The following is a 5631-nucleotide window of genomic DNA, read 5'->3' as shown; positions in this document are numbered from 1 at the left end:
TATAAAACTAAAAACAGCACCAAAAACGTTTTTGGTGCTGTTTAATTTATCTATTTTTGTCTAATAATCTGTATCGATTATTTAGGACTAGTCAATTTCTAAATTTTTTTAGAGATCATTCGTATATTGGTACACCACTTTTCCAAACTTATTACTATTCAAATTATATGATTTTGTAATAAAATCTGACAATGAGTCTTCTTCAGTAAATATTTTATCAATTACCATTTTATGATTTTTATACTGATCTAATCCGTCAATCAAATCTTGAGTGCTTCCTAAACAATTTCCTATAAAGCTTACATTTTTCATCATTAAATTTGCAATTAGCATTGATAAATTTATTGGTTTAACGCTAGTTATTTTGTCATTTGATTGATTAAAAATTCCGCAAGTTACATACCTCGCATTCGAATTTAACTTTTGAATTAATCCTTCTAAATAAGTATCTGAAAAAGCATCTAGAACAACGTCAAACATAATATCTTGTGGTATATTGTTTTCTTTTATAGAATATACTTCTTTGATAAAAGGAAAATGATTTTTTACCGCATCAATATTCTCCCCAGAATAAGAAAGTCCATAAACATTACAATCTTTGTCCCATAGATTATTAAGCAAGAAAAAAGAAGTGTTGGATGTTATGGATGTTACTAAGACATTTTCTCCTTTTTTTATTTCTCCTTTTCTTACCATCGAAGTGGCAGTTTGTGTGCCTATACTTAATGTACCTGCTTCGTAATCTGTAATATTAGAAGGTACTTTTAATAATTTCGCATGATGATATATTTCGAATTCTCGACTAGAATGATTTGATGGTATGCCAGGCATAACACCATTTTTAGGTTCTGGAAAAAAACAGTCAGCAATTACTAGATCTCCAATTTTTAATGACGTTACATTTTTGCCAACTGCTTCCACATATCCTGAAAAATCAGACCCAATTGGATAATAAGTGTGCTCCTCGACAGATTTTAATCTATTCCAAGCCATTTCAATTATTCCTAAATCACGGTAATTTAATGAAAAACTAGATTTTGTTACTAAAACTAAATCAGCACATTGATCCGAGTGACCATCAAAATCAGGTTTGCTGCCTTCTACAAATGCCAAAGGAATTTTTAAATCGTCAATTACTATTAAATGTTTATCGTGATCGTCAATCATTTCAAATAATGACGAAGTTACTACTGCTAATGCTCTCATAGTTTTTTTAATTTGCTAATTCTACTTCTTTATTAGTTTGTTTCCCCACGTGCAGTTGTTTGTTATAATATTTGTACAAATAATCATAAACAACCATTTCATGAACTCTTTGTTTTGATAAGAATACTCTATTGCAAATCATATGTAAGTAGCTTATGGCTATGCTATGAAGAGATGTTGGTAACTTTTTTTCAATAAAAAGTTGTTTGATATTTTGAGTAGCTTCCTTATTCTTATTTGATCGTTCTCTAATGATTTCCCAAATTGGGTGATACATTTCTTCTATTTTTTCTTCATTTAGGAAACATTCTATCTCATACTCATTTTGGGCAAACATTTCATTGATTTGTTTGTTCAAATTTCCATTTCTGTTGAACTCTTTTCCAAAACTAATTTTTGCTACTTTTAAAATTTCAATTTTTTCATTTAAAGAAAATCCAAAGTCGTTTAATAAATGATCCATTGATAATAAAGAGAACAACCATCGTACTTTTTCTCCAGAATCTCCTTCAATCATATCTGCAAACTCTAATGTACACTGACTATCGTTATAGAAAAGTGTTTCAGTATCTTCTATAGCTTCAAAACCATATCGTTGTAATTCTCTTAAGTAATTGTCGGTTTGGGTTTTCCAAATGATTTGTGTGTCTTCAAATGGTTTTATATGCTTTTTTATTATTTGAATACTTTCAGTAAAAAAATCAGTGTTTTTTAGAAGCACTCTAAATCTTAAATGTGGTCCACTCGCATCTTGATATCTAATAAAAAACCATTTGTCTATTATTTTTTTAGATTGTAATTCTTCTACGATTGGGTTTATGGCTCTATTAAGCAATTCTTCTCCCGCTCTTTCACCACAATAGAACTTATAATACAGCCATTTTTCACCTATTGAAAATGAAGAAATCACATTGTTTTTATTCTCTACTGGAACATATCCAGTTGTTACAACTTCTTTTTTAACTTCAATGTTTTTATGTGCCGAAAAAATAATTTCGTTACAATAATTATTAGTTATCGAATCATCATCAAATAAAAACTCTTTTAGTTGTACCATCTTTTCACCTTTTAGCATAAAGTAAAAAACAAGACAGCTTAAATCGTTTTTAAAGTTGATTACAACTTCGTTATCTCCTTGTGTAAAATATATTACATCTGGAATATTTCTCTCTTGTTGAAAATTCCTAACCACTTCAACTGCTTTAGACTCATCGTTAGCAAGTATTGCATCTATGGCGATCTTGTTAATATTCCAAGTGGCTTTAGACAATACCACTTCTTTGTAACTTACTCTAGGGAGGAAATCAAAATCATATTGTAAACTTCCCCAACTAAATCCAAAACCTGTGGCTTCTTGATTTTGAATGTCGCACAAGAAATTATAAATAGGAAGTGCGTTTGAGCTAAAATTATGCGCATTACTTAGTCTAGGAATAACTTCTTTATTGAGCCTTTTTGAAAAAATGACTACTCTATTCATTTTGTTAATAGATATATATAAGTCATCGATTGCTATTTGATGCTCTTGATCCACCGAAGCATTCCCTAAATAAGGTATTTCATAATCCCGTTGAAAATTTCTGTATAAAATATTCCCTGTTCTGGCTTGTGGTAAGTGGACAATTTCTGCAATTATTTTATCAGGATGCAATTGATTTTCTAACGAAGAAATTTCATTTGATAGATCTAATATTTTTGAATCCAAATGTGTAAACCTACCAATTAGGCCATTTGCAGAAGGTCCTGAAATGGATTTAAGATGGATTTTTTCTTTTCCATTTTCGCTAAATACATTTAAAAAAGCTGAAAATGTGTCTGGATATATTGACTCATTTTCTTCAAATTTATTTATCTCTTCGTCAGTTAGTTCAACCGCAACTGATTTGTCTTTAATTGATTCTATAAGTTTTTTTAATAGAAACGTTTTTTTGTCATCAAGGAGCACTTGTCTTTCTTTTGAATAATTTGGATTTATTGCAAGCTCATCAACTAGTGGCGCTTTTGCTCCAGATTTTTTACCATATCCAATTCCTATGTCAGGATCTAAAACTTTAACAAGAGGTTGTTCATATTCTTCATATCGTTCTTGAAATTTTCTTTTGAACTCTTTTAAGTTTGGATTTTCGTAACTGGATTGTAATTTATTTAAAACACTTATAGCAGGGCGCAATGTTTTTAATGTTTTAAATCCGATAGAACCCTTTTCGATTGTTCTAAAACTATCTACTTGAAATAATTTAGAAATATCTACATTATTTATTTCTTCATCTAGAAGTTTATGAATCTCAGAATATAAAGAAGGATCGTTAATAATATTTTGATCAAGATCATTTATTTTATTTTTTAGGTTGGTTAATAATTTTTTTACGACTTGTCCTTCATAAAAATCAAATCTTTCTTCAGAGAATATTTTTAATACTTTTTCGAAATAATCTTCGCCAGTAATCGTGAATTCTAATTCAGAAACTATAAATTGACTTTCTATAAGTGTGTTTATGAATTCTAGTGAATCTTGTTCTGAAATTTCATCTGAAACCAAAATGGGAATCAAATCTTTGATTAAAATTCCGTTTTTACTTTTTTCTAAAATTAGATCTAGATATTCTGTGATTTCTACTTCTGAGATTTTATGAAATCGTACGTTTTCTTTAAAGTAATATTCAACATACCTGTATTTGTCGAAAACGGTGTACAATGAATTATTAGAACGGTATTTCAGCACCGACCGAATAGAATCTTCTTTAGTCAAAATAGGCAATAAGCTTCCTAGAAAATACATATCATATTTGGTATATCTACCCAAAATACTTTCTTGAATATTTAAACTCGTTTCAGGTGTTACATCTACAGCAGAAACCGTAGAAAACATTCCAAATGGTGTACTTCTATTTGATAGTCTTGAAGCATATTTATAAAGCGATCCTTTAAGGTTCTTTAGCTCATCTTCGGCTTGAAATGCTTCGCCTTTTTCCCATAATACTAATGCATTATAAATATTTGGAGAACCTATAAAAAGAGCTTCTCTATTTTCTTTTTTAGAAAAAATTTCTAGAATTTTTTCCCAAGATAAGTCTATTTGCTTTTCTCCCAAAGGAGTCCTTACAATGGCTGTTTTAGTAAAAGAATAGTTTTTCATGTTTTGTTAATTTTGTTATAAACTTATATTGTTCCACATTTTATGATAGTAGCCTTCTTGAGACATTAATTCGTCGTGAGATCCAGATTCTATAATTTCTCCTTTTTTGAAAGCATAAATAACATCTGCCTTTTTAATCGCTTGAAGCTTATGTGCAATAACTATTATTGTTTTGCCTTGGCTTGATAAATCTTCGACTAGTTTCTTGATTACCAATTCTGATTCTGAATCTAAAGCCGAAGTAGCTTCGTCAAGAATTAGAATTTCTGGATCTTTATATAATGCTCTTGCAAAAGCAATTCGCTGTCTTTCTCCACCTGAAAGATTGGCGCCAAATTCGCCTAAATACGTATTGAATCCGTTAGGCAACGCTTCGATAAAATCATAAGCGCCAACTTGTTTACTCACGTCAATTATTTTTTGCATATCTGGTTCAGAATCACCTATGGCAATATTGAAAGCAATTGTTCCGTCAAATAATTCGACACTTTGTGGAACGGTTGTAATTAAAGTGTTGATACTGTCCTTGGATATGTAATTCAAATCGTATTCTCCTATTAATATTTTTCCATCTTTAGGATGGTATATGTTTTGAATAAGTGACGCTATTGTACTCTTGCCACTTCCACTTTCGCCTACAAAAGCGGTAAATTGACCTTTTTTAATTTTTAGATTCAAATCTTTAAAAATATATCGTCCTAGTTCGTATGAGAAATCAACATTTTTAAAATGAATGTCTCCAAAATTATTTTTAGTTAAGGTTATTTTTGATTCGGTTTCTTCTCGATCTAAATCCATAATACCAAATAATCTATCAGCGGCAATCATAGCGTTTTGAATGGATTGATTTGTTCCTATTAATTGAGATGCAGGCCCAGTAAAATAGCCTATTACAGAATAGAAAGAAAACAATTCTCCGGGTGTAATTTCCCCATCAATAGCATAATAAGTTCCAACCCACAGTAAAATTATTGTAAAAAGTCTTGAAACAAAATCAGTAGATGTTCTAGAAAAAATTCCGTTAATCCCTGATTTATAGATACTTTTTAATAAATCGATAAATTTGAGTTCAGTTTTTATTTTAGAAAAATCTTCTAACGAGAGTCTTTTTACGGTTCCAATATTTTTGATTGATTCCACTAATTGTGATTCAAGCAACGCATTTTTTTCCATTATTTCTCGCTCGACTTTCTTGTTTAATTTATTGGCGATGAAATAAATAATAAGATAAAAGGGTATAATTAGGGAAATAATTAGAGCTAGTTTCCAGTAAAATGTAAACATAAATA

General features: G+C 29.8%; 3 protein-coding genes. All 3 read right to left on the bottom strand.

Annotation, left to right across the window (positions count from 1 at the left end):
* Positions 1 to 108: 108 nt before the first annotated feature.
* The gene (locus ACHZC3_RS01620; protein WP_394758129.1) at positions 109 to 1206 is read right to left on the bottom strand and encodes a medium chain dehydrogenase/reductase family protein; all 1098 of its coding nucleotides are present in this window, start codon (positions 1204 to 1206) and stop codon (positions 109 to 111) included.
* A gap of 7 nt (positions 1207 to 1213) precedes the next feature.
* On the bottom strand, positions 1214 to 4342 hold the full coding sequence (locus ACHZC3_RS01615; protein ID WP_394758128.1) for a lantibiotic dehydratase: 3129 nt from the start codon (positions 4340 to 4342) through the stop codon (positions 1214 to 1216).
* Positions 4343 to 4357: 15 nt separating this feature from the next.
* A partial coding sequence (locus ACHZC3_RS01610; RefSeq protein WP_394758127.1) for a peptidase domain-containing ABC transporter occupies positions 4358 to 5631 on the bottom strand: 1274 nt, incomplete at its 5' end.

This window comes from Flavobacterium sp., assembly GCF_043720215.1.
Classification (GTDB): Bacteria; Bacteroidota; Bacteroidia; order Flavobacteriales; family Flavobacteriaceae; genus Flavobacterium.
The sequence above is the reverse complement of the archived record's forward strand: the minus strand, read 5'-3'. Positions and strand labels throughout refer to the sequence as shown.

Bases quoted from the DNA above. Each gene is read 5' to 3' on its own strand.
- ACHZC3_RS01620 (WP_394758129.1), bottom strand. From the start codon at position 1,206: ATGAGAGCATTAGCAGTAGTAACTTCGTCATTATTTGAAATGATTGAC.
- ACHZC3_RS01615 (WP_394758128.1), bottom strand. From the start codon at position 4,342: ATGAAAAACTATTCTTTTACTAAAACAGCCATTGTAAGGACTCCTTTG.